Origin of the sequence: Psychrosphaera sp. 1_MG-2023 (assembly GCF_030548245.1) — a bacterium.
Taxonomy (GTDB): Bacteria; Pseudomonadota; Gammaproteobacteria; order Enterobacterales; family Alteromonadaceae; genus Psychrosphaera; species Psychrosphaera algicola.
This window is the reverse complement of sequence record NZ_JAUORW010000014.1, coordinates 54065-77310: the sequence shown is the minus strand read 5'-3', so window position 1 is coordinate 77310 and position 23246 is coordinate 54065. Positions and strand designations below refer to the sequence as shown.

The 23246-nt window shown below is 39.1% G+C and carries 30 protein-coding genes; 7 read left to right on the top strand and 23 right to left on the bottom strand.

From position 1 onward, the window contains the following. Nucleotides 1-84 precede the first annotated feature (84 nt). The 9 genes from Q4575_RS14125 to Q4575_RS14085 all read right to left on the bottom strand — a co-directional run bounded on the left by Q4575_RS14125 (nucleotide 85) and on the right by Q4575_RS14085 (nucleotide 6512). Complete coding sequence (locus tag Q4575_RS14125; protein ID WP_303523283.1) at nucleotides 85-663, bottom strand: YdeI family protein; 579 nt, start codon at nucleotides 661-663, stop codon at nucleotides 85-87. A 348-nt stretch (nucleotides 664-1011) separates the two neighbouring features. After that, nucleotides 1012-1218: a hypothetical protein gene (locus Q4575_RS14120; RefSeq protein WP_215964803.1), complete on the bottom strand. Its 207-nt coding sequence runs from the start codon at nucleotides 1216-1218 to the stop codon at nucleotides 1012-1014. 34 nt (nucleotides 1219-1252) lie between these two features. Further along, nucleotides 1253-1648 (bottom strand): DUF3465 domain-containing protein, encoded by a 396-nt coding sequence (locus Q4575_RS14115; RefSeq protein ID WP_368393327.1) that lies wholly within the window; start codon nucleotides 1646-1648, stop codon nucleotides 1253-1255. Nucleotides 1649-1948: 300 nt separating this feature from the next. Further along, nucleotides 1949-2635, bottom strand: coding sequence for a 2'-5' RNA ligase family protein (locus Q4575_RS14110; protein WP_215964801.1), 687 nt, complete (start codon nucleotides 2633-2635; stop codon nucleotides 1949-1951). Nucleotides 2636-2719: 84 nt separating this feature from the next. After that, nucleotides 2720-3403, bottom strand: a complete 684-nt coding sequence (locus Q4575_RS14105) for a YoaK family protein (protein ID WP_215964800.1) — start codon at nucleotides 3401-3403, stop codon at nucleotides 2720-2722. Nucleotides 3404-3469: 66 nt separating this feature from the next. Continuing rightward, nucleotides 3470-3802: a hypothetical protein gene (locus Q4575_RS14100; protein ID WP_303523282.1), complete on the bottom strand. Its 333-nt coding sequence runs from the start codon at nucleotides 3800-3802 to the stop codon at nucleotides 3470-3472. Nucleotides 3803-4299: 497 nt separating this feature from the next. Beyond that, the gene (locus Q4575_RS14095) at nucleotides 4300-4671 is read right to left on the bottom strand and encodes a hypothetical protein (protein ID WP_215964798.1); all 372 of its coding nucleotides are present in this window, start codon (nucleotides 4669-4671) and stop codon (nucleotides 4300-4302) included. Between the two features lie 136 nt (nucleotides 4672-4807). After that, the gene (locus Q4575_RS14090; RefSeq protein ID WP_303523281.1) at nucleotides 4808-5353 is read right to left on the bottom strand and encodes a hypothetical protein; all 546 of its coding nucleotides are present in this window, start codon (nucleotides 5351-5353) and stop codon (nucleotides 4808-4810) included. A gap of 280 nt (nucleotides 5354-5633) precedes the next feature. Then, nucleotides 5634-6512: an OmpA family protein gene (locus Q4575_RS14085; protein ID WP_303523280.1), complete on the bottom strand. Its 879-nt coding sequence runs from the start codon at nucleotides 6510-6512 to the stop codon at nucleotides 5634-5636. Nucleotides 6513-6949: 437 nt separating this feature from the next. Here Q4575_RS14085 and rnt point away from each other — a divergent pair, with 437 nt between their 5' ends. After that, entirely contained in the window at nucleotides 6950-7579 is a 630-nt protein-coding gene (gene rnt / locus Q4575_RS14080; protein WP_215964936.1) for a ribonuclease T, read from the top strand. 24 nt (nucleotides 7580-7603) lie between these two features. Here rnt and syd read toward each other — a convergent pair whose 3' ends face one another. Continuing rightward, complete coding sequence (gene syd / locus Q4575_RS14075; protein ID WP_215964795.1) at nucleotides 7604-8146, bottom strand: SecY-interacting protein; 543 nt, start codon at nucleotides 8144-8146, stop codon at nucleotides 7604-7606. A 91-nt stretch (nucleotides 8147-8237) separates the two neighbouring features. Between syd and queF the strand changes: the two genes are divergently transcribed. Continuing rightward, entirely contained in the window at nucleotides 8238-9134 is an 897-nt protein-coding gene (gene queF, locus Q4575_RS14070; protein WP_303523311.1) for an NADPH-dependent 7-cyano-7-deazaguanine reductase QueF, read from the top strand. A 90-nt stretch (nucleotides 9135-9224) separates the two neighbouring features. Next, nucleotides 9225-9620, top strand: coding sequence for a ribonuclease E inhibitor RraB (locus Q4575_RS14065; RefSeq protein ID WP_303523279.1), 396 nt, complete (start codon nucleotides 9225-9227; stop codon nucleotides 9618-9620). A 154-nt stretch (nucleotides 9621-9774) separates the two neighbouring features. Here the strand turns inward: Q4575_RS14065 and Q4575_RS14060 are convergent, their stop codons facing one another. Then, complete coding sequence (locus Q4575_RS14060; RefSeq protein WP_215964793.1) at nucleotides 9775-11196, bottom strand: sodium-dependent transporter; 1422 nt, start codon at nucleotides 11194-11196, stop codon at nucleotides 9775-9777. A 173-nt stretch (nucleotides 11197-11369) separates the two neighbouring features. On the opposite strand from Q4575_RS14060, the gene Q4575_RS14055 reads away from it, so the two are divergent. Further along, nucleotides 11370-11669: a YciI family protein gene (locus Q4575_RS14055; RefSeq protein WP_303523278.1), complete on the top strand. Its 300-nt coding sequence runs from the start codon at nucleotides 11370-11372 to the stop codon at nucleotides 11667-11669. Between the two features lie 20 nt (nucleotides 11670-11689). After that, nucleotides 11690-12130, top strand: a complete 441-nt coding sequence (locus Q4575_RS14050; RefSeq protein WP_303523277.1) for a hypothetical protein — start codon at nucleotides 11690-11692, stop codon at nucleotides 12128-12130. 136 nt (nucleotides 12131-12266) lie between these two features. Here the strand turns inward: Q4575_RS14050 and Q4575_RS14045 are convergent, their stop codons facing one another. The 3 genes from Q4575_RS14045 to Q4575_RS14035 form a co-directional block, all read right to left on the bottom strand. Further along, nucleotides 12267-12701, bottom strand: a complete 435-nt coding sequence (locus tag Q4575_RS14045; RefSeq protein WP_303523276.1) for a hypothetical protein — start codon at nucleotides 12699-12701, stop codon at nucleotides 12267-12269. 121 nt (nucleotides 12702-12822) lie between these two features. Next, a complete protein-coding gene (locus Q4575_RS14040) occupies nucleotides 12823-13041 on the bottom strand; it encodes a hypothetical protein (protein WP_215964789.1) in 219 nt (72 codons plus the stop codon). A gap of 10 nt (nucleotides 13042-13051) precedes the next feature. Beyond that, nucleotides 13052-14065, bottom strand: a complete 1014-nt coding sequence (locus Q4575_RS14035) for a nucleoid-associated protein (protein ID WP_215964788.1) — start codon at nucleotides 14063-14065, stop codon at nucleotides 13052-13054. A gap of 70 nt (nucleotides 14066-14135) precedes the next feature. Between Q4575_RS14035 and Q4575_RS14030 the strand changes: the two genes are divergently transcribed. Further along, entirely contained in the window at nucleotides 14136-14360 is a 225-nt protein-coding gene (locus Q4575_RS14030; protein ID WP_215964787.1) for a DUF1414 domain-containing protein, read from the top strand. Nucleotides 14361-14400: 40 nt separating this feature from the next. Beyond that, entirely contained in the window at nucleotides 14401-15867 is a 1467-nt protein-coding gene (locus Q4575_RS14025; RefSeq protein ID WP_303523275.1) for a DUF3413 domain-containing protein, read from the top strand. A 141-nt stretch (nucleotides 15868-16008) separates the two neighbouring features. On the opposite strand, the gene Q4575_RS14020 is transcribed toward Q4575_RS14025, so the two are convergent. The 9 genes from Q4575_RS14020 to fabD all read right to left on the bottom strand — a co-directional run bounded on the left by Q4575_RS14020 (nucleotide 16009) and on the right by fabD (nucleotide 23233). Then, complete coding sequence (locus Q4575_RS14020; RefSeq protein WP_215964785.1) at nucleotides 16009-16335, bottom strand: PilZ domain-containing protein; 327 nt, start codon at nucleotides 16333-16335, stop codon at nucleotides 16009-16011. Between the two features lie 2 nt (nucleotides 16336-16337). After that, nucleotides 16338-17204, bottom strand: coding sequence for a hypothetical protein (locus Q4575_RS14015; protein WP_303523274.1), 867 nt, complete (start codon nucleotides 17202-17204; stop codon nucleotides 16338-16340). Then, a complete protein-coding gene (gene tmk, locus Q4575_RS14010) occupies nucleotides 17204-17830 on the bottom strand; it encodes a dTMP kinase (RefSeq protein WP_303523310.1) in 627 nt (208 codons plus the stop codon). The genes Q4575_RS14015 and tmk overlap by 1 nt, the downstream gene beginning before the upstream one ends. Before the next feature lie 13 nt (nucleotides 17831-17843). After that, on the bottom strand, nucleotides 17844-18827 hold the full coding sequence (mltG, locus tag Q4575_RS14005; protein WP_303523273.1) for an endolytic transglycosylase MltG: 984 nt from the start codon (nucleotides 18825-18827) through the stop codon (nucleotides 17844-17846). 65 nt (nucleotides 18828-18892) lie between these two features. Next, nucleotides 18893-19699, bottom strand: a complete 807-nt coding sequence (gene pabC, locus Q4575_RS14000) for an aminodeoxychorismate lyase (protein ID WP_215964782.1) — start codon at nucleotides 19697-19699, stop codon at nucleotides 18893-18895. 99 nt (nucleotides 19700-19798) lie between these two features. Next, the gene (gene fabF, locus Q4575_RS13995; RefSeq protein WP_303523272.1) at nucleotides 19799-21037 is read right to left on the bottom strand and encodes a beta-ketoacyl-ACP synthase II; all 1239 of its coding nucleotides are present in this window, start codon (nucleotides 21035-21037) and stop codon (nucleotides 19799-19801) included. A 127-nt stretch (nucleotides 21038-21164) separates the two neighbouring features. Further along, on the bottom strand, nucleotides 21165-21398 hold the full coding sequence (acpP, locus tag Q4575_RS13990; protein WP_215964780.1) for an acyl carrier protein: 234 nt from the start codon (nucleotides 21396-21398) through the stop codon (nucleotides 21165-21167). Between the two features lie 156 nt (nucleotides 21399-21554). Further along, nucleotides 21555-22298 (bottom strand): 3-oxoacyl-ACP reductase FabG, encoded by a 744-nt coding sequence (gene fabG, locus Q4575_RS13985; protein WP_215964779.1) that lies wholly within the window; start codon nucleotides 22296-22298, stop codon nucleotides 21555-21557. A gap of 11 nt (nucleotides 22299-22309) precedes the next feature. Beyond that, nucleotides 22310-23233, bottom strand: coding sequence for an ACP S-malonyltransferase (gene fabD / locus Q4575_RS13980; RefSeq protein WP_215964778.1), 924 nt, complete (start codon nucleotides 23231-23233; stop codon nucleotides 22310-22312). Nucleotides 23234-23246: the final 13 nt, after the last annotated feature.

Here is a 23246-nt window from a genome sequence, read left to right as displayed (position 1 = left end):
AGTGATGAATTGTTTGGCAATTATCTAATCCCTGTATCCAAATAAAAAACATAATTCGCAACGAATAATATCCCCTTTAATAATTTAAGATGGCTTTGTATTACGCTCTAGCATTAACAAGAATTGGTTAAATCGTTTAAGCCTTGTTTCAGGTTTTTTAGCGGTCTGTAAACCCGTCGAAATTGTGAATTTTTGAGATCTTGTTAACGTTTCAAAGCATTGTTTTGCTTTACTATTACCATCAAGTGCGGCTAAAAAATCATCGGGGATGACCATTTCGCTTTGTGGCGCGTAAGCCGCCTGCCACCTTCCATCTTCTTTTGCTAAACGGACATGGATTAATCCTGACTCTTGCATACGACCGTCACGAATTAACTTCTCTACATGTTCCGTGTTCCGCTTTGACCAATTACTGCCCTGTCGTCTTGGCGTGAACCTTTGAAGATAAGCGTCATCGTCTAACGACTTTTTAACGCCATCAATCCAGCCCCAACATAATCCTTCAATTACCGCTTCACCCCAAGTAATTGTTGGTATTTTGGAGGATTTTTTAAAAATTTTTAACCACAACTCAGTCTTTGTATCGTGGTTCTGTTCCAGCCAAGTTGCAAATAACTCAGGTGTCTGAAAGGTTTTAACATTATCTAAATTAACTATAGGCATTTTAAGTTTATGCTTTTCCCATTAATAATTACTTTTCTAACCCATTAAAAATATACGTAACAACACCCGCTAGTCAATTTTACAAATATTTGTTCTAAAACTAAGTTACTGATATAACAGCGACCTCAATATAAAAACCATATCCTCATCGTCAGTCCATCACAATATGTTCAACACGAACACCAAAAGAAACACCGCGACCCGTGCCAATCGACTAAACACCGCTAAACATTTAATTTACTTCTTACTAGGTTATTTGATTTGTCTTTTGAGTCGAACATTCAGTTTCAGCTTTTGGAGAAGTTTTATTGGGTGCCCTCCAACATGTCTCAAAAACGACTAATTGAATTAAAACTTTATAAAATATGGGGCCACCAGCAAAATAACGCCAACAATCAGTAAGCTTGATAAGCTCGTCATAAAATAGGGATAAATGATAAGTGATAAACCACAGCACAAAGGAACTAACGACTTTTGCTTCTTTCCATATGAAAAATAGCCAAGGCCTAAGCCACTAAAAACAACACCCCAAAGCATCATTGTCGAACTATCCATAAAGCGCATCCTTTAAAACGAAACCGTTTTTGAATTATTGATATGTTTTGCCTTTATGCTTGAGCCAACCATGCACATGGCGATTATTTGGATCTAAATGTGTCCAATGCACAACGCCACCTTTACTGTTCCACTCATATTCACCATAGAACTTTACTGTATCCCCTTTAGATATTGATTTTATCCTAGGAGCAAGATCTATATTGTGCGCTATTAATATTGTCAGGCCAGTGTCTAATTTTAAGATAAACTTTTGGTGACGCGAGCCTTTATTGTCGTCGGGTAAAATATGAATAACCTTGCCACTGCCTTTAACCTGAATATTACTTTTTTGTTTGTCAAAAGCGTTTTTTAAGGTACTCGCCCCAGAAAGATTTGCCCACAGAATTAAAACTAACGAGCCAACAATAACGAGTAATACATTTTTAATCTCATCCATTTACTTTTTCTTATTTCCTTTAAATTTTAATTAAAACTGACCATTCTCAACTGAGTAACCTACCAATAAACTCGACTGTCTTAAACTCAATTTGAATGTAGTTTACCCTCTCAGTCGACATTAAACGACGCTCTCTAATTGTTTTTCAATTTAGGCAGTTATGGCCATGTTGAGTGTTAACTTCCTGTACAAAAGCTTTTTATCAACAATACATATGTTCTGCTTAGGCAGAGCACCGTTGTGGCAAACTATCACGTGTCCGTCGCTAATTAATAGCCCAACGCTCAAATTTTATTTTAGTTTTACGCTCGAAATCGATTTTGTTATTGAAGAATTTTGATACCAGTTATTAAAAACAAGTTCGACTGACTCGACTTCTAATGTCCCAAAATCATAATCCTTGTACTTGTGTAATAAATTGATCATAGCCGCACTATTATTAAAGGGGGAGATACAACGTACAACCGTCGTATGGGCTGTAGAAATTTTGTATCTAGAATCAATAGTCGTTTCAATAAAAGCTTTTTTGAACCTTTGTCTCAATGAATCTCTGAGTTTGGTTAACGGTTCAAAATCAGGGTAGCCTTGAACTAAAATACACGATGGTGAAACGGTAATGCCTTTAAAATGCACCTTAAATGGACCGGTGTCTTTTACTGCTGCTTTAAACACATTTGAATAAGCATCGGCGTCAATATCCGAATAGTTAAATCCATCTATGCAGCTAATAATCGACAAAATCGTTAAATGGAGATCGCTTGCGGGGTAATAATATTGCTCAGGTTCAATAGTTCTTAATTCATCGAGAAAACTCAATATATTATTTCCAACGACCTTGTCGAAATAAGATAATACCGTTATGCCACGTCGCATATCGGAGTTATTGTTAATTAGAGGATCTAACTCACATTCATTATGACTAAATTTGTCTATGGAGTCCGCCCACATTTGAGCATATACATGCTTAAGTTCTGACATGATCAATGTTCACTTTTCTGAATTCCACCATTGAACACCCTACTGCAACCCTTTTATAAACCAATACCCGTCAGCGATTGAACCTTAATCGTTTATTTCGACCGCTGAATGACTTATTTTTGCATTGTAAATTGAGTATGCCAAAGCCAGTAGCGCACAAATAATCGCTGGGATAAATAATGCGTTAAACCTGAACATTACAAAAAAATAAGCCCCTAATGCGCCCCCTAAAATAAACCCGACAATGATGATCAGAAACAATAGTGCTTTACGTTTATCAAATTCGTCGCCTCTTAGTTTTGCACCCAACATGATCCCTAAGTCTGTAAATAGGCCAGTGACATGAGTCGTTCTGATGACTGCGCCACTATAAGTAGTTACCAATGCGTTCTGAAGTCCACATGCGGCAGAGGCTAAATAGTGTCCTTGTAACGTGTCATTTGTTAAAAAATAAATCGAGCAAAGCAACAAAATTGCTTCAAAATAAAGCAATCGACTGTAATTACGTCCCAATTTTACAACGCCACTACTTAGGAAATATCCAGAAACCGCCGCGCCCACTAAAAAACTAATAAGTACCACAAGCAAATGAAAAACATCAGAATACGTTGAGTTAATAATCCCGGTGCCTAAAAGGGTCGCAGTGCCCGACAAATGAGATATTGATTGGTGTTTAAACCCCAACAGTCCTATGGAATTAACAAGTCCTGCAACTAATGCAAGAACAAAAGAGCCATATTCCACCCAACGAGGTAATTTAGATATCACGACAATCCTTTAGATAAAAAGCAAGCTAGTAACTGCGTAAATTGCAGTTTCTTATAATGGTGTAACCTAAATAGTACCGGTAGATAACCCTATACCCACAAAAATGTACCCAATTAGTATTTGTACGCCCAAAGCTAACAATGAAATAGTTAAACCTTTCCAAAAGCCAGTGCCAAGCACCAAAGAAAAAAGTATACCGTTTATGATTAACGCAGCTAATCCAGCAAAGCCCTGATTTTCAATTGCTGTGCGGGTGAAATGCTCAAGCGAAACAGCCCCAACAGCACTAATTAAACAAGCTTTAAACGACGTTTTGTTCGCCTTTAATATCTTGGCCGAAATCATTATCGGCAATACAGTTAAGCCAATAACAATCGCCAAAAACAATATAAAGCTCATTACTTACACCAATTTCAATCCCAGACATTTAAATAACTATCTGTTAACCAAGTCTATTCTGAAGGCTGTTCCAAAGTCAAATGAGTGCGTTACTATGACCGGAGTTACCACAAAAACTTATTTTTAACGTCTTCAGTTGGGATCAGAAAAAAATCGTACTACAAAACACATAGACCGCTGGTATGAATATCAACGTGCCCCATACTAATCTTTGCTTCTTGCTTAGGTTTAAAATAGGCTCATACATAACTAAATCACTAATTAACCATAGTGCGGGGGCAATTGACAAAAATAAGGCTTCTGTACCCATCAATTCAACAGTGCCACTTTTTTTATACATTGGGACTCCGGCCCAAAAAGCACCAACTAGGCAGTATATTAGTAAAATTGAGGGCAATAAGTAGTGTTTCAACACTCTTGAGATCACGCTTTCTTTTCTATATTCCATTTTTCAAAATTCCATTTCGTTACCAAATCCATACAACAATTGATAAAAACTAACAGTTGATATTTAACTTTCTATTACGGTACCAGGCTAATCCGCCTACCACTAAGAAACCCGTTCCCATTACAAATAAAAAGTAGTCAGGGCGTCCTTTCAATATTGTTTGATAAACGCCAAAACCTATAAAAGCTGCGGCAAAAAACATATACATCAGGATCCCGGTAGGCGGTAATTTACTGTCATTGCCTATGCCATAAATTTGTTTACTTTTATCCATGATGACATTTATATCGTTCAGTTCTTCAACACAAAAATCGCTACAGGCAAGCCCTCTTCCAGTATCAACAGCACATTCTGAACATACTGCTTTATTGCACGACTTACATATTCCAACGGAATCAACTTGGTGGGTAAAACATTTCATAAAACCATCCTTGTATTCTTTTACCTGCGCTAATTTCGCAGGCACATTGTGTCTAGTTTGGCGCCGCTGTTATTTCAATATCGGCTAAGAAAACCTAATAACGTAATAAAACCTAATAACGTAATAAAACAGCTCATTAACTTAACTCACCACGAACTAGTTTATTTTCTATTCCCAAGTACTTTTCTATTTCTTGCTCAACAAATAACGCCTGTTCACTTGTTGACAATCCGCTAAGTAATCTCGTCACTTTGCCACTATTTGTAATGGTATGGACTTCATAACTAACAGAGTACGAGTTGTGATTCCGGTTTCTAGAGGTTTTTTCTTTTACGCACAACTGCTTAATGTCATGGGAGTCTATGGTTTTATTGCCAATCCAAGGTAATGGTTTGTGGCTAATTTGAATTTGCTGCTTCGTAACATGAATGTTGGTAACATTACACCAGCCAGTAATGGCGTAATAGGTTACAGCAATTCCTGCAATAATATGTATCCAAGGCAACTCACTGTAAGCTTCAACACTCAAATAGTTGTTAAAAATAATACCATTCCAAACAACAGCAAATACAGTTAGAAAAATCACTTGCCACCCAAACCATTTCCTTGTGATTGTCATCGCGTTATATTGACGCTTAATATCCATTTTGTCAGGTAAACCTAACTCCACAAAATCCTTCACCACTTACTCCGTTAAGATGTTAAACGCTATTTAAATCCGTTCGACCAAACGCTCTTACAACCCGATCACCTGCAAATGAACTGTCACAACAATTAATCGGTTACTGCCAATTTTTATCTAATTAAAGACATTACTTTACTCAAGCGAATAATCCAACTGTACTTTATATCTAAATTTAATTTGGATGGCTTTTAAGCTATGAATTAAGCTTTATAATCCTGGTAATTGATAGCGGAGCTATGTCACGGCATAGCTCCGTTTATTAAGGAGAGTTGGGAGGTTATGGCTTGATAAGCTCGATAACAACTCTGCGGTTTTCACCACGGCCAAGTTCATTTTGGTTTGACGCAATGTGGCGTTTCTCACCAAAACCTTCGGTTTCAATTTTGTCTTGGACAACACCTAAATCGACAAAAAATTGTTTTAACATCATGGCTCGTTTTTCTGACATTTTTAAATTGGTATACCTGCCGCCCCACGACGAGCTGTAAGCTTTGACAGAAATAAATTCAATGTCTTTGTCGTGTTTTAAGTATTCTTCGATTTGTGCCAATTTATTGCGCGAGGCTTTATCGAGCTTTGAACTGTTTTTTTCAAAATGCAATTGCGCATATGAAATATCATCAAAACTGTACGGCAAAAGATTGTCTATGCAGTCCAAAAATTGATAATAGTTATCTTTAAAATTAGTTGCCGACAATGCCACTGACACTCTGTCGCGCTTATTGTGCCAATCGGCATAATAAAGCGTTGGAAAATACCCTTTTTCTAGTTCAGTTAACATGACCCATGCAGATTTTTCATCTAAGTCGCCATTAAATTGACGATGCCATTGAAGTTCTGCAATAGGTGTTGCGCCCTTACCTGGCATCCACCGTGGTGGCACTGACACCACCTGCGCTAACGAATAATCAGCCGGTAAACGTTTAAGATCAAGCTCAAAACCCATATTTGATATTTTATTGGCTTCACTAACAAACAAGGCTTCCCCGTAATTTGGAATGTTATGTGTGAGTTGGCATTGCAACCGACTTTTTTGTGAAACTTGCCATTTGGAGTTTTCTAAGGTGCCACTATAGCTGCGCATGCCCGCTGAGGACACAAAGCTACTAAGTAAAAATGGCACAACAAGGAGCAGTTGCTTAAGTATCTTGTTCATTTAAAAAACCTTTATCAACATGTCACATTGTAATTAATGTGTTATCGCATTTTGCGTCGTCTAATCATTTGTATTATTCAAAAACGCGTATGAAAATGTTCTAGCGAGCTAATTTGCACTGGCTGAATTTGTCATACACTTCACCACGATAAGACATTACCTCTGTGGACATGCTAAAAACGTTCCAGTTTTACGTTCCACGCCACTTTGCCAATAGTTACTTATTTATATCGGCCGAACACTCACTTTTAGCCACTATTTTTATTCTTCAATTTGAATAAAAAGATTATTTAATATTGAGTGTTAATGCCAGCGCTAAAATGGGATAATTTCAATCTCTCGCTGAATCTAAACTGCAATAAAAAGAGACCAAAATCTTGAGTAATGACGAATTATCACCAAACCAACCAAGCGCCACTTCGCCAGCTGAGCCACAAATAACAAATACATTGGCGTCCCGTTTCCGTGGGTTTTATCCTGTTGTTATTGATGTTGAAACCGCCGGTTTTAATAAAACAACTGACGCATTATTAGAAATTGCAGCTGTTACCTTAAAAATGGATGACGACGGAAACCTAGTTAAAGATGAAACAATTCATTTTCACGTTGAACCTTTTGAAGGCGCAAACATCGAAAAAGCCGCTATAGAGTTTAATGGTATCGACCCATTTAATCCGCTTCGTGGCGCAGTCGATGAAGCAACTATGATCAAAGAACTTTGCAAAATGGTCAGAAAAGGCCAGAAAGCGGCAGGATGTAACCGCTCTGTAGTTGTTGCACATAACGCGGCATTTGACCACGGATTTTTAATGTCTGCAGTAGAGCGGGTAAATTATAAACGGGTACCCTTTCACCCATTTGTAACGTTCGATACCACCTCATTTGCAGCGCTTACTCTTGGCCATACCGTTTTGGCCGAAGCATGTAAACGAGCCGGGTTAGGCTTTGACAACGCGTCTGCCCACTCAGCTTTATATGATACTGAAAAAACCGCAGACTTATTTTGTATGATGGTAAATCGTTATAAAGCACTTGGCGGCTGGCCAATGGTGCAAGAAGCCGAATAAATAGCTCTACCGTGAACCAGTTTACTAAACTGGTTCACACTCGGCTAAAAACGTCGCCAAATTTCGACTCAATACGGTATGTGGTTCTTTACCAACATATTCTAAACACACTTCACCCGTTAAGTTGTTAACAACTAAATTTAGATCTTCTTCGTCGGTTACCGCAAAAAACAAAGTTGGCAATTGTTTTAGGCGCTGTTTCATCATTAAGTGACCGATCAAGTTTTGTTGCAAACGAGCATAATCCTCTTCAGACCAAGCTTGCAATAACTCCAAATCACCATCTTTATGTTTAGCAAGGATATTTGAACTAAAGTAAGTGGAAAAAAACGCTTGAAATTGTTGATCTATTTTAATGTTTAAGGCCGATTCGACATTGCTAAAGTCCCCCTCAAATCCGGCTTCGGTTTGCAATACCGGTGCCCATTGCCACTGTCCGTCAACTTCGGTTTCGCAAGGAGACGGCCATTGTTCGTCTCGTTCAAAGTCGTTATATCCTCGTGCAGCTGTCAACACCTGCGCCTTTGTTACTAACGACGTCAAATTTTGAATTAAATCTTGGTCCATAAAATTTTCACTTCTAGTTAAACCTAAGTACAATAGCCATATCAAATATACCAGCGGTATATAAACTCTTGGCCCAATCGACATGAACGACATGGAAAACATGAACGACAAGTATAACGAATCTGATATTTTAAACGAGCTAACTTTAGGTAAAACAACCAAATACCACGACCAGTACGATGCAAAGTTACTGCAACCGGTGCCAAGGAGCTTAAATCGTGATCAACTCACCATTCCGGCTGCCATGCCATTTTACGGCCACGACTTATGGACCGGTTATGAGCTAAGTTGGTTAAACCCAAATGGCAAACCTATTGTTGCCATCGCAGAGTTTTTGGTGCCAGCCATAAGTCCTAATTTAATTGAGAGTAAATCCTTTAAGTTATACTTAAATAGCTTTAATCAAACTCAGTTTTCGGACTGGGAAGCGGTTAAAGAAACCATGGCCAAAGACTTAAGTTTGTGTGCGGGAGCGCCCGTTAATGTTGAATTGTTTGATGTCACTGATCCTAATAAGTTCCAAATTCAACAACTGCCAGGCACCAATATCGACAGCCTTGATATAACGGTTACTGATTACCAATACAATGACCAGTTATTGTCACTAGCGGACTCTGCTGCCAAAGACGACGTCGAAGACAGTAGCGACAGCAGCCCAAAAGTTGTGACTGAAACCATCAACAGCCACTTATTAAAGTCTAACTGTTTGATCACCAATCAACCAGATTGGGCAAGCATCATCATTAGTTATACTGGTTCTAAAATTTGCCATGAATCCTTATTGCGCTATCTGATCTCGTTTCGGATGCACAATGAGTTTCACGAACAATGTGTTGAACGGATTTACTGTGACATTATTGACGCATGTAATCCAAGCCAACTATCGGTTTATGCCCGTTATACCAGAAGAGGCGGATTAGATATTAACCCCTTTAGAAGCAGCTCAAGTCAACCTATTGAACACAATATAAGAACCCACAGACAATAATTACGTCAGATAGGTGGAATACATTTCACCTATCGGCAAATTGCCTTACAATCGCCCTATTACGAATTAACACGTTAGAAATGGAATATTATGCAATTTCCCAAAGATGAAACTGGTCAAATTTTACAAGAGATGTTTGACGCCGGATTTGATTTCAGTGAAGAATATGTTGTCGATTTTTTTGCGCTTTTTCATAAAGAAGAAGACGCTGATGCTGTAGCGAAAATATTCTTAAGACGAATTGACGAACAAGAAGCTATTGTTAAGGTTGAAAACAGAAAGTACGACCACGGCGGCAAAGAGAGTGACGCAATAGAATTGCAAATTTCTAAAGTACTCCCAGTCACATATGAAGCAATCAGCGAGTTTGAACAAGACTACAAACGTATCGCAGAAAAACACAACGGTTATTCAGATGGTTGGGGTGTTTATATGGGGGAAGATGGTGAGTCAGAAGAAGACTTAGAAGAAGATTCTTATACCTAAACGCTCACATTACTAACGACAGTTCATTTGGATGCCAAATAACGCTTCAAAAAAAGCCGCTAAGATGAAATCTCCCATAACCTTGGACATATTTCATCATAGCGGCTTTTTTAATGTCTAGTCGATAACAAACATCATCGAGTTCACTTTAATGTTAGAAGAGTAAATTTACCCCAAAAAACTTCAGCGCCACGGTATTTGCAAATATAACAAATAAGATCAGTGGAATGACGGTCGATAACGCAACATCTGAATATTTAAACAAAAAGCTATGTTTACCAGCTGCAGCCCCTTCTTTAAGTGCGTTGTTAAAGTTGTGTTTTTTCCATCGCATTGAAACAAACAAACAAATTAACAAGCCATTAAGTGGCAAAATAGTATCGTAAAATACATCGTAAATGACATCAAATAATGATTTATCAGCCCCGGCATACCAAACAAACTTGGTAAAAAATTCTGACATTCCAAACGACATAGATGCAAATACACTTAGTACAACAACCATTAGTCCTAAAATCACCAACGACTTCTTACGGCTAATACATTGTTGTTCCATTAATGCCGCATTTGGCACTTCTATTATCGATACAAGTGACGTAATCGCCGCAAAAAATACCAATAAGAAAAACACCGATGCGATAGCGCTTGCGCCAAAATAACCTATGTCGGTTTGCAGCGACAAAAATATTTTAGGAATTAATACGAAGATAAGTGAGATGGATGACTCAGAAAGCGACGACGGGTCGATTTGAGGGTCAAAACTAAATATCGCAGGCATTATCATTAAACCAGCAACAAAAGCGACACCTGTGTCTGTTAGGGCAACTAGCTTAGAAGAATCAGCAATGTCTTGATTGCGATTCATATATGACCCATAGGTAATTAATATACCCATACCGAGAGATAATGAGAAAAATGCCTGAGACAAGGCACCACTAACTACACTTGCTGTTATTTTAGAAAAGTCCGGCAAGATATAAAACTTCACTCCGGCCATCGCATTATCTAGAGTCAAAACATAGATGACTAACATGACCAACAGCATAAATAGTGTCGGCATAAGAATTTTGGCAGCACGTTCTATGCCCTGCTTAACCCCGCTCATCAGAATGAATCCCGTCAAAGCAACTACACCAACCATGTAACCAAACAATGACTTACCGGTAATAAATTCACCAAAGGTGTTTGGATTAGCGAGTAAATCGAGGTCTCCAGTAATCGCACCTGCCAAATAGCCAAATATCCAAACTGTTATTACGAGATAGAATACCCCAATCATAAACGGCGTTATGACACCGATTAAGCCAGCAACCTTCCATTTCTTATCGCCTTCAGATATTTCAGTATAGGCACCTAACGGGTCTTTATTTGTGCTTCGACCCAAGGCCATTTCGGCCATCATGACTGGCAAACAGATAACGATGACAAAAATTGCATAAATAAACAAAAACGCACCACCACCATTTTTAGCAGCAGCCACAGGAAAACCAACTAAATTTCCGATACCAACAGCCGAGCCGGCCGCGGCAAGTATAAAACCGAGTTTTGACGAAAAATGCTCTCTATCCGCACTCATACAGACTACCTTTTATTATCATTATAATTATTATTTTAGGTTGACCTTAGGTTAACTAAGATCACCATTGCGAAGCATGCTATCAACTAATTTAGCAACTGTCTTCCCATCCGACTTGATTTTTATGTCATTTGTAGCAAGATCCGTACTTCTCAAATAATTGGAATTTTTATATGTATTACATGATCTGCTCGCAGGATGTTGAAAACAGTTTGGAAAAACGTCTATCCGTTCGCGAACTTCACTTAAAACGCTTAAACGACCTAAAACAAGAGGGTAGACTTTTTGTTGCTGGCCCGTTCCCGGCGATTGATAACGAAAATCCAGGTGAAGCCGGATTTACAGGTTCATTAGTTGTTGCAGAATTTGATTCTTTAGCCGATGCTAAGGCGTGGGCTGATGAAGACCCATATATCAAAGCAGGTGTTTACGACCACTCCATCGTTAAACCTTATAAAATAGTATTACCATAACTGATTTGAGGTTTTAATTTATGCTTACGAAATCAATTGTCATGCTCCAAGTTTGTGTTGGATTATTATTGACCATATCGACCGACACTCGCGCTATTGATACTACGATTGCAGAAATCAAAAATTGTCAGAGTAAGCATAAACAGGACGAAAAAAAATATCTTCGTTGTTTAGATGCTGCCGACAATCAATTTGAGCGAGAAATGACTTCCTGGGAGAACAGCATTATTTTTAAACTTGAGGAAGCGAGTGAATCAAGTGGCCGCAAAGACGCCATTGCTGGTTTTAAAAAATCGATAAAATATTTTCAAAATTTCAAAAAGATCAATTGCCAGTGGCAATACTTAGCCTTTTTACCCGACGTAATGATGGCATCCGCTCGGTTAAAAGAATGCGAAGTTGGCATGTCTAAAGATAGAATTAGTAAGTTGATGATAATGAGCGAGCTGGAATACTACTAGGCCTGATATTATTCTGCGTATGGGCTATTCTTGTGCCCGGTTCTCTTCAAACAAGACATTTTTGTTTACCATAATCGTCGGTCGACAAATCGACTATGGTTTATGACTAAACATTAAATAGTCGTTCTACAGCTATCTATTTTTTCTTGTCTGCACTTTTTTCAAGAACAAAATCAGCCTCTGAACGTAACGACTTTTTTGTTCGAATATTTGCAAACGGATCATTTTCTAATGTCTCGGAACTCGCCGATACCGGCGATTCTTTGTTGATCTTATGTGACTTTTCCATCTCGCGTTGCAGGGTTTTGTTTTTGTCACTGCTCAGTGGCTTTTTCACGTAACGAATAAATACCCCAGCCGACAGTAAAATTAATCCCCATTTAAGTACATATGAATATGCGATCATAGACTGATTAGCTTCAACATCAAGTTGCGCATAAGACAAATAATCTTGATGAATAAAATTGAGCAATAACCAAAATGCGACTAGAGATAAAATACCGACAATATAATTGCGGTACTTACGCCAAATTGTTGCTGCTAACGTTAACCTAACCATTTGTTGAAACATATTATGCTTACCCTACCATTTACTAATCTGCCAAATCTGAACTTAATCAACGTGCAACTGTACCTAAGGTTAACCCAGACCAATGGGGTCAAATACAACCTAATACGACCTAATACGACCACTATCCCCAGAGTGATAGTCCTAACATCGCCGCCAAAGCCATAAGACCACGCTCTTTCGCATTGCCTTTTATCTTGTCTTCTTCTTCCCTTACGATCACTTCAAGTTGTTCTTCATCAAAGTCATTAGCGGTTTTACCCGCTAATATGATCCGTGTATTGGCGCGCATAATCGCTTTATCGCGAATTTTTCGAGCAATCTTTGCTTTAACATTTAACATTCTAAATTTCTCACTCAAGTCCAAATTCGTTTAGTAAATGCGCTTTAAGAGACGCAGGAACACCTTTAATCGTTAACGTATCGGTTTGCGGTTGATAGTTAACTCGGTCACCTAATAAGATGCGGTCAAAGGAAACGGACACACCACCACCGGCACCAGACAATTTAACCAGTTTCCGTACAGTACTTTTATCTAACGGTAAATTATCGTCAAATTTGTATTCTTTGGTTGCGACAAAATCATTAAATTCACTGTTACTTAGTGTCGATAATGTGTCGTTAAGTTCAGACATTTCTGCATCTTCGCCACTGGCAATACGTTCGTTACAATATTCGTATACTTTTTCACGGGTTTCGGCTTTTTCTTTTGGATCAAGTGACTCCGATGCCATAAAGTCATCAATCGCAGTAAGTAACTCTTTACTTTGTGCTTTAGCATTGACTGTTTCAGAGCAACCAAGTAAGTCCATAAAGAAGTCATTTACTTGACGACCGGCACGACCTTTTATAAATGAAATCGTTTTTAAGTCATCTTTTGCGTGCAACAAATTGCTTACATCAATACGAGCAGCGAGTTGTATTTTATTTAAATCCAGATGACGAGAGCGATTGATCCCAAATTCACTGTCTACTGAATAATGATCCGTCAAATTAACCACACCAACTAAAAAGTAACGACTTGCAACATATTCATAGTCGATTAACAACAAATATCCCGTCTCTTCAAATTCGTATTTTTCTAACTCAGCTTGGAATAATTGCAAAGTATCTTTTGATAAATGATCAAAGGCTACGTCGTTAGCCAGATAGCTGTGCAAGCGTTGAGAAAACGCTGTGTTTTTTTCCTCATTGAACGCCGCAAAGCTTTTACTTGGCTTTGCGGTATAGATATTATGCAACTGTTCGACAAACGATTCTGATTTGCCGAGACTATTATCTGTCATTACCGCCCACTTCGTGGAAAAGTCGGTATTTTCTTTTTTTTCGTAAAATGCGATAGAAAATTGATTTACTTCTAAAGACATGATTTTTCCTAATCATTTTGTTGTGTTAGCATTGCTTTTTATCATCTTTGAACAAAGCACAGACTTTAATATGCCAATCATATCAAAATACTCAAACGAAGAGATTAATAATTTAGTAGAAGAATTATTATCTGTAATACAAACTCAAAAACCTTCTGTAGACTTGGCATTAATTGCTTTGGGCAACGCGGTTAGTAATGTCATCGACTCAAATGTGCCTGCAAAAGCAAAAGCGGATATCGCAAAAAGCTTTTCAGAGGCGCTACTTGCGTCGGTTGGCGGCAAACAGCACTAATACAAAAAGAAAGTTAACGAAACACTAATACGGTTGGGTTATGGTTATAAACCTTCAAGGGCAACACGACACTGAACGCTCGTTTAATTTACTGGCGTGGGGTCACTGGTTTACATTTGCTAATTTAATTTTAGCATTGGTCGTTTCGTTTTTTTATTTTTCTGGCTCCCCCCTACCAGAAACCTTCATTGGCTGGTTTTATTTACTGATCACTTGGGTGGGTCATTTTGCGTTTATATCGCTTAGTTGTTTTATTCTAACGATATTTCCAGTAATCACCTTGTTTCCTTATAAACGGCATATTCGTGGTGTTAGCGCGATTATGGCTGCGTTTTTTCAGCTTTTTTTATTTTTAGATGTCCTTGCCTATCGTGGTTTAGGTTATCATTTATCCACCAGTTCAGTTGACCAACTCAGTGAAGTAGAAGACGTTTATCTTGCTAGCTTAGGCGGCGGATATTGGGTGCTACTTTTAGTCATGTTTATCGGGATATTGTGTTACCAATTTTTAGTGAGTAACTTGACCTGGAAACGCATTCATCAACTGCAAAATTATAGATTTAAAAATCAAATCGCAACGGGCCTAGTGATTTGTTTTGGTTTGAGTCACGCCATGCATTTATGGGGTGATGCCACAGTAAATACCGATATCGCTAAACAAAGCGCAATGTTCCCAGCAAGTTACCCCCTTACAGCAAAAAGCTTGTTGGTTCGTCATGGCCTAATCGATATTAATGAATACAATCAAAACAAAAGTAAATTTGCGTTTGTTTCAAATCGCGAGTTTGAAATGCGCCCGACGATTGCGCCATCGTGTGACGTCACAGACAAACCTAACCTACACATTTATTTACTGGACGCATCGATAGAACCAAAGGTTAAAAGTTGGTTACAGGCGAACAACATCGCTTCTAGTCACAGCCATCAGCTAAGTTTTAGCACCGACATGGATACCAACCTCTTTAATTTGAATACGGGCTTACCGGGTATTTACCGTTATGCCAATTCAGATACACCACTTGAAATAAATAAACTGTTTGATCAGCAAAAACTGACCATTCAAATTCATCAACAAACCTTTGATATTGAACAAGACTTCGGAAAATTGTCAGACCACAGAGTATTTTTGTTTTACCAGTCTAAATCTGAGCAATTGTTTTATCGAACAACGGCAATTTTTGTCGGTTTTGAATCATTTGGCGATGTCCCTATTAGCGCGCAAAACATTGTGGCGTCCTACATAGACAAAGGACTAAATTGTCCAGAATTTGTTCGTGACAACTTATTAGATTCAACATTAGAGGACGTCCAATTTACGGATGTAGCGAGTAATTATAGTGATGGTTATTTCCACTTAATTTATAAAGACAAATCCATGTTGTTTTCTAAAGGTCAGTTGGTTTCTAATAAAACGTTTTCAACCAATAAAAATGTCAACGAACCAATGGATATTGAAGCGGTACATAAAGCGATAGTGAAAATAAACGGACGACGTATTACAAAATAGCTAAGACTACTTAACACTCGCCATTTGAGAATAGTAATGGGACTGTTAATTAGCGGGTGTTTACGCGTTACAACATGCAAACACTTCGCTCAATTCACAAATACTCGGGGCATAATTACTTTGTTCGTCGCTTATTTGTAACTACATTGTATAAGTGGGCTCAGGCGAATTAAGCATTGGCCCTAATAGCTTTTCTATCTTTAACTGCATCTTATTGTCGTGATTATTAAGCGAACAGCCAACACCGGTTGGGTTTTCATTTTGAGCGCCCTGCGGGTTCATCCAAACTATCTGACTTGTAAACATTTCAGGTTCTAATGCGTCTGGTAAAGTAACGACCAAATTAACTTCATCCCCTATTTTAAAAGGCTGATTGCTCTTAACAAACAAGCCACCCCCTTTAATAAAAGGCATGTAGCTCTGAAACAATTCCTTTACGTCTTCTATTTCTATTGTCAGTCTGTTCATAGTTATCTAATCAAATATTCCAATTCTTGAATAAAAGTAATTAAGGCGACTTGTGCACCGAGGTTATGAAACTCTTTACGAGATAGTCGATATTGCGTTAATTTAGTATGCCCGTCAATTGCCTTTTGTCCGACATTTTTCAACATAAGTTGTCTAATTCTGCGTTCGATTAAATACAATAAAAACGTATTTAATTCAGCATGTTTCCCGGAGACTTCAACAAATTCATCTGCTGTTGCTTGTCCTTTAAGCCATCGAATAAAGGTTTGATACATCGCGGTAAAATGTTCGATATCGCCATCTTCACACCAACGTTCTAACTTGCTCTCAACACCAGCGGCATAACCAACTACATAGTCTGGTATGTCGCTAAACTTGACTTTCAAATCAGTATTTTGATCAATATCAATGGCCCACACTTGGCAACGACTTAATATTGTCGCCACTTGATTATGTCTATTTTCGCTCATTAATAAAATGAAACTGTTGTCTGTTGGCTCTTCCAACGTTTTTAATACCGCGTTGGCCGCACTTTCAGTCATTTTATCAGCATTATAGATAAGTACGATTTGCCGACCTGCAATATGGGGTTTTTGTGAGAAAAACGTGGCGATAGACCTAACCTCATCCACACCAACACTTAACCCTTCTTGTCCAATTGACAAAAGATCTGGGTGGTTGTTGGCTGCAAACAGTTTACAACTTTGACATTGGCCGCAGGGCGTATCTGAGCTTAATGGCCGCTTTGAACAAAGCATTAAAGCAGTAAACTGTAAACAAGATTCAACAACCTTTGGTAAGTCGGCACCTTCAATAATATGGGCATGAGCCAATTGTTGCGGTTGCAGGGCAAGCTGCTTTAAATTCATCAGCTTAGACTCTTTAACCAAGTCGACAACACGGCTTGTAGTTGCTGTTGAACGTCTTCAAGCGCTTTAGAGGCATCTACCGTGACTATTCGCGGATTAGTGTTCGCGTGATGTAAATAGACACTTCGAGTGCGGTCAAAAAACTCAATTTGCTCACGTTCAATCCTATCAAGGGCGCCACGTTCTGCTGCGCGACCGAGTCCAATGCGCGGATCTATGTCCATTAAAATTGTGAGATCAGGTTCAAAACCTTTTAATACTGCGTTTCGAATAGGTAAGATTAAGTCATCCGGAAGTTGTCTACCGCCGCCTTGATAAGCTAGTGATGACAAGTCGTGGCGGTCGCCAATTACCCACAGGCCTTTTGCTAACGCGGGTTTTATTACGTTCTCAATGAGCTGTATGCGACTGGCATACATCATTAACAATTCCGCTTCTGGGGTTAATAGTTCGTCAGTTTCAGCCTTAACAATTTCACGCATTTTCTCTGCTAGCGGGGTGCCACCAGGTTCGCGTGTATTAACAAAGTGAATACCATGATCTAATAATTGTTGGCTAATTTGGCTAATTGCTGTTGATTTACCTGCGCCCTCAAGTCCTTCGATTACAATAAATTTCCCTGGAATAACTGATGACATATTAACTTCTCGTTTTTTCTAAATAGCGCTTTACAGCAAGGTTATGTTCTTTAAGTGTCTGACTAAACACATGGGCTCCATCGCCGGAGGAAACAAAATAAAAATAATCGGTGGCTGCCGGATCTAACGCAGCTTTAATCGATTCGGCACTTGGGTTTGCAATTGGTGTTGGCGGCAAACCATTAATTCGATAGGTATTATACGCTGTTTTTTGTTTTAAATGTCGACGAGTAATATCGCCTTTGTATTCGTCCCAAACACCATAAATAACAGTTGGGTCAGTCTGCAGTCGCATATTTTTTTCTAGTCGGTTAAAAAATACCGAAGCGATAATATCGCGTTCCGATTTTAACGCAGATTCTTTTTCGATTATTGATGCAAGAATTAACACCTCATAAGGTGTTGTAAGGATCTGTTGGTGATTATTTTCATTCCATAATCGAATCAAGGTTTGTTGTTGTTTTAATGCTGCTCGTTTTAATAACGCACTGGCCGTTGTACCTTTAGTATAAAAATACGTGTCTGGATACAAAAATCCTTCCGGGTGTGGCTCTGGTAAATCAAGCTTTTGTGCTAACGAATTAAGGTCAAGTGTTGATACATCATCTGTTAAGTATTCTTGAGCACCAACCTTATCTAGCACCTGATAAACATTCTCACCTTCCAAAATAATAAAACTGAACTGTGCTTCTTTGCCTGCAATAAACTGCTGAACCACGGCGTCGAAATGCTGCTCAAGCTCGATTTTATAAGTGCCGGATTTAACTTTGAGACCGGTTCCAAATAGCTTGTTCTCTAGTTTATGGCCAAAACAATCGGTAATTAACGTTTGTTTTACAAGGTTTTTACATACTTTACTGAAAGATTCACCTTTTTGGATTGTGAATAATATTGGTTGAGAATTTTGCAAACGTTGTTCTTTGGAGCTAATAACTCTTGAACTTAACACTAATAATAAAATTGCGCACACTACGACGACAAACATTAGGACTTTTATTGTTCTTGGGCGATGTTTAATTGTCAGTCGTTTAGATAAATTGGAGAACAAGGTCATATTGTAAACTTCTTAATAAAGGCCTGGGCAATCTCTAAGTCTAGTCGCCTACCAGCCAAATGGAGAACCGGTTGCAACTTAATTAACGCATTAGATAAAACTAGCGCGTCAGCATTCGCCAAAACGTCTTGGCCGAGTCTTTTTGTGATCTTTATACCTTGACGCTGCGCCAGCAGGTTTTCCCTTACCGTACCGGCTACGCCGCACAATTCGAGATCGGGGGTATACCACTTACCGTCTTCACACCAAAATACATTCGCTTTGTTTGTTTCAATCAAATTACCGTCAATATCAACAACGAGCCCATCAAGACATTGAGTGCGTTCAAGTTCAACAGCAATCATCACTTGTTCAAGCCGATTGATGTGTTTAAGTCCGGCTAACATCCTATTATGACTTAGCGGAGTTTCTACTAGATCAAGATTATCCACAGGCTGTTGGAACGCCGAAAAATCTGCCATCGGTGTTAACCATACAAAAACCGTTGGCTTAGTTTCAGTCGTATTACCATAGCCCCGCACCGCTGAACCACGGTCAATTTGAATTTTAAGCACACCGCAAGGGGTGTTCTGGACTAACTCACTAATATTATGGATTAACTGAGTCCAGTTAAGTGCATTAAATTTAAGTCGTTGGTTTGCCTGTTGCAGTCGTTCAATATGCTGTTCAAGCATGGTAACAGAACCATTAACCACAGATGCAGTTGTAAAGTGGCCATCGCCGTACAAAAATGAACGTTGCTTAAACCAGTCGTCCGATAGGTCGACTTTATATCCGTCTGAATTAAAGCAAAAAAATGACATAAAAAAAGCCCAATAGATCCATTGGGCTTTTGTACCAAAATTTAGCGCAAAATTCACTAAACTCTGTATTTATTTAGTCGTTTTGTTACTACTTAGCGGTTACATCTTTTTGAAAAGCAATGAACCGTTTGTACCACCAAAACCAAAAGAGTTACATAACGCGTACTCAATTGCCGCATCGCGGGCTACGTGTGGAACATAATCTAAGTCACAATCAACATCTGGGTTATCCAAATTAATTGTTGGTGTTATTTTCTGCTCCAATAAACTCATTACTGTCACAATTGACTCAACAGCGCCTGCTGCACCTAATAGGTGTCCTATCATCGACTTAGACGAACTCACCATCACAGATGACGCACTATTACCAAAGACACGTTTAACCGCTTGAGTCTCAGCTTTATCGCCTGCCGCTGTTGATGTACCGTGAGCATTAATATATCCCACTTGTTCAGCATTCACTTTTGCGTCGTTTAGTGCATTTTCCATTGCACGACCTGCGCCTTCACCGTTTTCAGGCGGTGACGTCATATGATAAGCATCACCGCTCATGCCAAATCCGACTAATTCTGCATAAATCTTAGCACCACGGGCTTTTGCGTGTTCGTATTCTTCAACAACCATAATCCCGGCACCATCTCCAAGCATAAATCCATCACGGTCTTTATCCCAAGGACGGCTAGCCTTTGATGGATCGTCATTGCGTGTTGATAACGCACGAGCCGCACCAAATCCGCCAATGCCCATTTCAGTAGAAGCTTTTTCTGCCCCACCGGCTACCATCACATCCGCATCGCCGTAGGCAATCATTCGGGCTGCATGGCCGATGTTATGTACACCAGAGGTACATGCGGTCGTAATCGAGATATTAGGACCTTTAAGTCCGTACATAATCGACAAATGACCAGCAATCATATTAATAATGGTCGATGGCACAAAAAATGGAGATAGTTTACGTGGTCCTGAAGCAAGCATTTTAGTATGATTTTCTTCAATAAGACCTAAGCCACCAATTCCAGAACCAATTGCAGCACCTATGCGGTGTGCGTTTTGTTCAGTAATTTCAATACCCGAATCTTTTATTGCTTGCTGTGCAGCAATGATCCCGTACTGAATAAAAAGGTCCATTTTTTTAGCTTCTTTACGCGGAATAAAATCCGTCGTTTCTAAGCCTTTAACCATGGCGGCAAATTTAGTACCGTAATTAGTCGTATCAAAGTGATCGATAAACTGCGCGCCACTTTTACCCGCTAACATATTATTCCAGGATGTTGCCACATCATTACCTAATGGTGACAACATGCCCATACCCGTTATAACTATCCTACGTTTCGTCACGTTCTTTCTCCGGAAACTGCCAAGAATATTGATTCTGATTGTATTCTAAGTTTAAAACTCAAGCGGAATTTATATTGAGGCGAAAAAAAGGGCAGCGTGTGCTGCCCAATTTCAAATACAAAATCGATTATTCAGCGTGTGCTTTGATATAGTCAATTGCAGATTGAACAGTTGTGATTTTCTCTGCTTCTTCGTCTGGGATCTCTGTGTCGAATTCTTCTTCAAGAGCCATAACCAACTCAACAGTATCTAGAGAATCAGCGCCAAGATCATCTACGAAAGAAGACTCAGATTTAACTTCTTCTTCTTTAACACCTAATTGCTCAATAACGATCTTTGCTACGCGATCTTCAATACTCATTTTTATTTTCCTTATCATTTTATAAGATAATGTTTGAATGCGCGTAGTTTAAAAGAATGACTACGTCGTATTCAAGTTATAATTTTATTTATTGCGGTGGTCAAACCTGATGACAGTTTCGACCCTTTTGCTATCAAAATCAAACAATTTCAATAGCTATACCATATACATGCCACCATTTACGTGGATTGTTTCACCCGTAATGTAGCCAGATTCACTGCTTGCAAGGAATGCAACCGTCGCCGCAATTTCTTTCGGATCACCTAACCTGTCGGCTGGAACCTGATCTGAAATCGCTTTTCTTTGGTCATCTCCCAACGCTTTAGTCATATCTGTATCGATAAAACCAGGTGCAATTACGTTAACCGTAATGCCACGTGAGGCAACTTCTCGCGCCAATGACTTAGAAAAACCAATAACACCCGCTTTCGCTGCTGCATAATTAGCCTGACCGCCATTCCCCATAGTACCAACGACAGAGCCGATATTAATGATACGACCATGACGTTTTTTCATCATAGGACGTAATACCGCTTTCGACAAACGGAAGATTGAGGTCAAATTGGTTTGAATAATTTCATCCCATTCAGACTCTTTCATGCGCATCAAAAGATTATCGCGGGTAATACCAGCATTATTCACTAATACGTCAACGTCACCCATATCAGCTTTAATTGCTGCTAACGTTTCGTTAACTGAATCGATATCCGTTACATTTAATGCGTAACCTTTACCATTTTCACCCAAATATTCTGAGATATTCGCTGCACCACTTTCTGATGTAGCCGTACCTGCAACTTTCGCACCTTGGGCAACAAGTTGCTCTGCAACTGCTTTACCAATACCACGAGACGCGCCGGTAACTAATACCACTTTGCCTTCTAAACTAAATAAAGACATCTATATCCCTCTTATTTAACTATTGCCAACAAGCTATCGCTGTCTGAAACAGACACACAACTTACTGACTTATCGATACGTTTTGCTAGACCAGAAAGTACTTTCCCTGGGCCAAATTCAAAGCTGTCTGTGATCCCTTCAGCTGCAAAAAACTGAATGGTTTCTGTCCAACGTACAGGACTATATAACTGCTTAATTAATGCTTGTTTTATCGCTTCAGGGTCCGATTCAACTTTGACATCAACATTATTAACCACTGAAATTTCAGGTGTATTAAATTCTAAATTAACCAAATCCGCTGCCAACATATCAGCCGCAGGTTTCATAAGTGCACAATGAGACGGTACAGAAACTGGTAATGGCAAGGCACGTTTAGCGCCTGCTTCTTTACACAATTCCATTGCACGTTCAACGGCAGCTTTATTGCCCGCGATTACAATTTGACCTGGTGAATTGAAGTTCACCGGTGAAACGACTTCACCCTGAGCGGCTTCACTACAGGCCTTAGCAATTAAATCGTCAGCCAAACCTATAATGGCGGCCATTGCTCCGGTTCCTGCGGGAACCGCCTGTTGCATATATTGACCACGCTTCTCAACAAGTTTAACGGCATCTTCAAGACTTAGTACCCCAGCGCAAACTAAAGCTGAGTACTCACCTAAACTGTGGCCTGCTAAATAACGAGGAACAGAACCGCCTTCAGCAACGTAAGCACGCCAAACCGCAACTGACGCTGTTAATAAAGCTGGCTGAGTAAATTCGGTTTGGCTAAGTTTACCTTCAGCATCGTCTTTAACTAACGCCCATAAATCGTAACCAAGGGCATCTGATGCTTGATTAAACGTTGATTGTACAACATCAAACTTGTCATAGAGGTCTGCTAACATGCCTACAGACTGTGAACCCTGACCAGGGAAAATGATTGCTTTTGTCATCTAAATCTCTTTC

What these genes read in the sequence shown, in the direction of transcription:
- Q4575_RS14125 (WP_303523283.1), bottom strand. Translation starts at nt 663, where the DNA reads ATGCCTATAGTTAATTTAGATAATGTTAAAACCTTTCAGACACCTGAG.
- Q4575_RS14120 (WP_215964803.1), bottom strand. Translation starts at nt 1,218, where the DNA reads ATGGATAGTTCGACAATGATGCTTTGGGGTGTTGTTTTTAGTGGCTTA.
- Q4575_RS14110 (WP_215964801.1), bottom strand. Translation starts at nt 2,635, where the DNA reads ATGTCAGAACTTAAGCATGTATATGCTCAAATGTGGGCGGACTCCATA.
- Q4575_RS14100 (WP_303523282.1), bottom strand. Translation starts at nt 3,802, where the DNA reads ATGAGCTTTATATTGTTTTTGGCGATTGTTATTGGCTTAACTGTATTG.
- Q4575_RS14095 (WP_215964798.1), bottom strand. Translation starts at nt 4,671, where the DNA reads ATGAAATGTTTTACCCACCAAGTTGATTCCGTTGGAATATGTAAGTCG.
- Q4575_RS14085 (WP_303523280.1), bottom strand. Translation starts at nt 6,512, where the DNA reads ATGAACAAGATACTTAAGCAACTGCTCCTTGTTGTGCCATTTTTACTT.
- syd (WP_215964795.1), bottom strand. Translation starts at nt 8,146, where the DNA reads ATGGACCAAGATTTAATTCAAAATTTGACGTCGTTAGTAACAAAGGCG.
- queF (WP_303523311.1), top strand. Translation starts at nt 8,238, where the DNA reads ATGGAAAACATGAACGACAAGTATAACGAATCTGATATTTTAAACGAG.
- Q4575_RS14065 (WP_303523279.1), top strand. Translation starts at nt 9,225, where the DNA reads ATGCAATTTCCCAAAGATGAAACTGGTCAAATTTTACAAGAGATGTTT.
- Q4575_RS14060 (WP_215964793.1), bottom strand. Translation starts at nt 11,196, where the DNA reads ATGAGTGCGGATAGAGAGCATTTTTCGTCAAAACTCGGTTTTATACTT.
- Q4575_RS14055 (WP_303523278.1), top strand. Translation starts at nt 11,370, where the DNA reads ATGTATTACATGATCTGCTCGCAGGATGTTGAAAACAGTTTGGAAAAA.
- Q4575_RS14050 (WP_303523277.1), top strand. Translation starts at nt 11,690, where the DNA reads ATGCTTACGAAATCAATTGTCATGCTCCAAGTTTGTGTTGGATTATTA.
- Q4575_RS14045 (WP_303523276.1), bottom strand. Translation starts at nt 12,701, where the DNA reads ATGTTTCAACAAATGGTTAGGTTAACGTTAGCAGCAACAATTTGGCGT.
- Q4575_RS14040 (WP_215964789.1), bottom strand. Translation starts at nt 13,041, where the DNA reads ATGTTAAATGTTAAAGCAAAGATTGCTCGAAAAATTCGCGATAAAGCG.
- Q4575_RS14035 (WP_215964788.1), bottom strand. Translation starts at nt 14,065, where the DNA reads ATGTCTTTAGAAGTAAATCAATTTTCTATCGCATTTTACGAAAAAAAA.
- Q4575_RS14030 (WP_215964787.1), top strand. Translation starts at nt 14,136, where the DNA reads ATGCCAATCATATCAAAATACTCAAACGAAGAGATTAATAATTTAGTA.
- Q4575_RS14025 (WP_303523275.1), top strand. Translation starts at nt 14,401, where the DNA reads ATGGTTATAAACCTTCAAGGGCAACACGACACTGAACGCTCGTTTAAT.
- Q4575_RS14020 (WP_215964785.1), bottom strand. Translation starts at nt 16,335, where the DNA reads ATGAACAGACTGACAATAGAAATAGAAGACGTAAAGGAATTGTTTCAG.
- Q4575_RS14015 (WP_303523274.1), bottom strand. Translation starts at nt 17,204, where the DNA reads ATGAATTTAAAGCAGCTTGCCCTGCAACCGCAACAATTGGCTCATGCC.
- mltG (WP_303523273.1), bottom strand. Translation starts at nt 18,827, where the DNA reads ATGTTTGTCGTCGTAGTGTGCGCAATTTTATTATTAGTGTTAAGTTCA.
- pabC (WP_215964782.1), bottom strand. Translation starts at nt 19,699, where the DNA reads ATGTCATTTTTTTGCTTTAATTCAGACGGATATAAAGTCGACCTATCG.
- acpP (WP_215964780.1), bottom strand. Translation starts at nt 21,398, where the DNA reads ATGAGTATTGAAGATCGCGTAGCAAAGATCGTTATTGAGCAATTAGGT.
- fabG (WP_215964779.1), bottom strand. Translation starts at nt 22,298, where the DNA reads ATGTCTTTATTTAGTTTAGAAGGCAAAGTGGTATTAGTTACCGGCGCG.
- fabD (WP_215964778.1), bottom strand. Translation starts at nt 23,233, where the DNA reads ATGACAAAAGCAATCATTTTCCCTGGTCAGGGTTCACAGTCTGTAGGC.